This window comes from Plasticicumulans sp. (assembly GCF_035331805.1).
GTDB lineage: Bacteria > Pseudomonadota > Gammaproteobacteria > Competibacterales > Competibacteraceae > Plasticicumulans.
Window position 1 is genome coordinate 1 of the sequence record NZ_DAOLKE010000298.1, and the last position, 4316, is coordinate 4316.

Here is a 4316-nt window from a genome sequence, read left to right on the forward strand (position 1 = left end):
TCGCCGGCATCACGCCGTTCAACTTCCCGGCGATGGTGCCGATGTGGATGTTCCCGGTGGCGATCGCCAGCGGGAACACCTTCGTGCTGAAGCCCTCCGAGCGCGATCCCGGCACCGCCGGCCTGCTCGCCGAGCTGCTCGCCGAGGCCGGGCTGCCGGCCGGCGTGTTCAACGTCGTGCATGGCGACCGGATCGCCGTCGATGCGCTGCTCGATCACCCGGACGTGGCCGCGGTCAGCTTCGTCGGCTCGACCGCGATCGCCCGGCACGTCTACGCGCGCGGCTGCGCGGCCGGCAAGCGCGTGCAGGCGCTCGGCGGTGCCAAGAACCATCTGGTCGTGATGCCGGATGCCGACCTCGAACAGGCGGTCGATGCGCTGATCGGCGCCGCCTACGGCTCGGCCGGCGAGCGCTGCATGGCGATCTCGGTGGCGGTCGCGGTCGGCGAGGCCACCGCCGATGCGCTGGTCGCACGGCTGGCACCGCGCGTCGCCGGCCTGCGCGTCGGTCCCGGGGACGATGCGCTGGCCGAGATGGGACCGCTGGTCAGCGCCGAACACCGCGCGCGCGTCGCCGGCTACATCGCCCGCGGCATCGAGGAGGGCGCCGAGGCGGTCGTCGATGGCCGCGGCCTGCGCATCGAGGGCTGCGAGGACGGCTTCTTCCTCGGCGGCACGCTGTTCGACCGCGTGCGCCCGGACATGGCGATCTGGCGCGAGGAGATCTTCGGCCCGGTGCTCGCGATCGTGCGCGTGCCGGACTACGCGGCCGCACTGGCGCTGGTCAACAGCCACGAGTACGGCAACGGCGCGGCGCTGTTCACGCGCGATGGCGACACCGCGCGCCACTTCACCGAGCACGTCAGCGCCGGCATGGTCGGCATCAACGTGCCGATCCCGGTGCCGATGGCCTTCCACAGCTTCGGCGGCTGGAAGGCGAGCCTGTTCGGCGATCACCACGTGCACGGTCCCGAGGGCGTGCGCTTCTATACCCGGCTGAAGACGGTCACCAGCCGCTGGCCGACCGGCATCCGCGCCGGTGCGCAGTTCGCCATGCCGACGCTCGGCTGAACCATCCCGCACACAATTGCGACGCTGCTTGCGTCGGGTTCGCATTTGCGAAGCCGGCACGAATGGCCGGAAACATTGATCCTGAGCAATGCAGGCGACGGTGTGCTCCCGCATCGTGCATGACCGTCGCATCACGGGGCCGTGATGCGCAATGGCCGTGGTTGCGGCTTGCGAATCACCGTGCCCCGGACCGGTCAGGAAACCGGTGATCCGCGGGGCGCACCACCGACCCCCCGAGGCCCCTGCCGATGTCTGCGGTCCGCTCGATCGCCGATCACCTGTTTGCGCCGCTGCGCGTGCAGTCGACCGACATCGCCGACCTGTTCGGCGTCTGGAACCATTCCTCGCAGCTGCGCCGCCAGCGGCGCGTGGTGCTGAAGTCGCGCACGCGGCTGATGGCCGCGCTGTTCGCGCTGCTGGTGCCGCTGTGGATCCTGCCCGACCTGCTGCTGCTCGACACCGACCACTGGCTGCCGCTCGCCGGCCTGCGCGTGGCGAGTGCGGTGGTGTTCATGGGGCTCGCGTGGTCGCGGGATCCGGGCTGCGGGCGGCTGGAGGCGCTGCTGCGCGTCGGCCTGCTGCTGGCGGTGCCGACCGTGTTCCACCTGCTCGCGGCGCCGCTGCTCGCCGATCTCGATACCGGCGGCCCGCGCGGCGTGCTGCTGCAGGTCTACGAGCTGCTGCCCTTCGTCGTCGTCGCCGGGCTGGCGGTGTTTCCGCTGACGGTGCTGGAGACGCTGCTGTACGCGCTGCCGATCTTCATGGCCTATCTGTACGGCGTGCACATCAACGGCGAATTCCGCTTCGCCGAGAACGTCGGCACGCTGTGGCTGCTGCTGCTCGTGACCGGCGCGGCGATGGTGTCGAGCCTGAGCCAGCTGCAGTACATGATCGCGCTGGTGCGCCGGGCCAGCGCCGACACGCTGACCGGGGCGCTGAACCGCGCCGCCGGCGAGGAAACGCTCGAACTGCTGTTCGGCATGGCGGTCGCGCGCGGCGAGCCGCTGGCGCTGATGTTCATCGATCTCGACCGCTTCAAGAGCATCAACGACAACTGGGGTCACGAGGCCGGCGACACGGTGCTGCGCGCGATGGCCGGGCAGGTGCGCACGGCGCTGCGCCGCGGCGACGTGCTGGTGCGCTGGGGCGGCGAGGAATTCCTCGTGCTGCTCGCCAACAGCGACGTGCACGGGGCGCGGCTGGTGGTCGAGCGGCTGCGCGCGGCCGGTTTCGGCGAGCGGCCCGACGGCGCGCCGCTGACGGCGAGCATCGGGCTCGCCGAGCGCCTGATCGACCGCGTCAGCGACTGGCCGGAGCTGATCGAGATCGCCGACCAGCGCATGTACGCGGCCAAGCTCGGCGGGCGTGACCGGGCGATCCTGCCCGGCGAGACCATCGTCCGCTAAGCTGCTCCGGTCGTTGCCTCAAAGCCCACTCAAGGGCTAGGGTTATGCGGCTCCCCGCCGGGACGCAAGCCTTCGAGGCCCACGGGAGCCCACGTCTTGGCCGTACCGCTGAAGCTGCTGGTCATCGAGGATGTCGAAACCGACTTCCTGCTCGCCGTGCGCGTGCTGACGCGCCACGGCTATGCGCCGCAGGCCACGCGCGTCGATCGCCTCGATGCCCTCGAAGCCGCGCTCGCCGAGGGCGGCTGGGAGCTGGCGATCTCGGACTACAACCTGCCGGGCCTGAGCTTCGATGCCAGTTTCGCGCGCGTGTGCGCGCAGCCCGGCCTGCCGCTGATCCTGCTCTCGGGCAGCGTCGGCGAGGAGCGGGCGGTCGAGCTGCTGAAGTCCGGCGTCGCCGACTTCGTGCTCAAGAGCAACCTCGGCCGCCTGCCGCCGGCCGTCGACCGCTGCCTGCGCGAGCGCGCCGAATCGCGCGCGCGTGCCGAGGCCGAAAGCGCGCTGGCGGACTACCGCGCGCAGCTCGAATCCCTGGTCGCGACCCGCACCGAGGAACTGCGCCAGCGCGAGCGGGACCTGCAGGCCATCCTCGACAACGTGCCGGCGCTGATCGGCTACTGGGACCGCGACCTGCGCAACCGCTTCGCCAACCAGGCCTACCACGACTGGCTCGGCATTCCGGCCGGCGGCATGCACGGCATGCACAAGCGCGAGGCCCTCGGCCCGGTGCGCTACGAGCGCGTGCACACTGCCGTCGAGACGGCGCTGCGCGGCGAGCCCGGCCTGATCGAGAACGAATTCCCGCACGCCGACGGCAGCTGCCGCTACGTGCAGACGCATTACCTGCCGGACCTGCGCGACGGCGAGGTCCACGGCGTGTACGTGCTGGTCAGCGACGTGACCGAACTGAAGCGCGCCGAGCAGGCCGCCGAGGCCGCCCGGCTCGATGCCGAGCGGCTCGCGCGCGTCAAGGCCGACTTCCTCGCCAACATGAGCCACGAGATCCGCACGCCGCTCAACGCCGTGCTCGGCTTCGCCGAACTCGGGCTCGACCAGTCCGAGGGCCGGCGCGTGCACGAGACGCTGCGCCGCATCCATGACGCCGGCCAGCTGCTGCTCGGCATCGTCGATGACATCCTCGACTACTCGAAGATCGAGGCCGGCAAGCTGACGCTGGAGGATGCGCCGTTCGCGCCCGGCGCCGTCGTCGATCGCGTCATCGACGTGATCGCCGGCCGCGCGCGCGAGCGCGGGCTGGAGCTTTGCATCGACGAGGCGCCGGACCTGCCGCAGCAGAGCCGTGGCGATGCGCTGCGTCTGGCGCAGGTGCTGCTGAACCTGATGTCGAACGCCGTGAAGTTCACGGAGCGCGGCGGCTGCGTGACGCTCAGCGTGCGCCACGACGACGACGGCTTCACCTTCGGCGTCACCGACACCGGCATCGGCATGGCCGCCGGACAGCTCGCGCGGCTGTTCCAGCCCTTCGAGCAGGCTGACGGCAGCATCACGCGCCGCTTCGGCGGCACCGGCCTCGGGCTGGCGATCTGCGCGCGGCTGACGGCACTGATGGGCGGGCGCATCCGCGTCGACAGCCGCTGCGGGGCCGGCAGCCGCTTCGAGGTCTGCGTGCCGCTGCCGGCGCTGCCGGCGCCGCCGCCGGTGCTGCCGGACGGCGCGGTGGCGATCCTCGGCCTGACGCCGGCCGAAAGCACGGCGCTGATCGGCGCACTTGCCGTGCACGGCGTCACCGGCCTGCAGGTCGGTGCCGATGCGCCGCTGCCGGCGGCCGTCGGCGCCCTGGTCGCCGCGCGCGGTGTTGATCAGGGGCGTGCGCTGCTCG

3 protein-coding genes are annotated in these 4316 nt (G+C 71.7%); all 3 read left to right on the forward strand.

Annotated features, from left to right (window positions below; translation table 11 throughout):
• Nucleotides 1–1070 (forward strand): CoA-acylating methylmalonate-semialdehyde dehydrogenase (gene mmsA, locus PKE44_RS15620; RefSeq protein ID WP_324552948.1); only part of this gene is annotated, 1070 nt, incomplete at its 5' end.
• A gap of 248 nt (nt 1071–1318) precedes the next feature.
• Nucleotides 1319–2476, forward strand: coding sequence for a GGDEF domain-containing protein (locus tag PKE44_RS15625; RefSeq protein ID WP_324552951.1), 1158 nt, complete (start codon nt 1319–1321; stop codon nt 2474–2476).
• 96 nt (nt 2477–2572) lie between these two features.
• Nucleotides 2573–4316 (forward strand): ATP-binding protein (locus tag PKE44_RS15630; RefSeq protein WP_324552955.1); only part of this gene is annotated, 1744 nt, incomplete at its 3' end.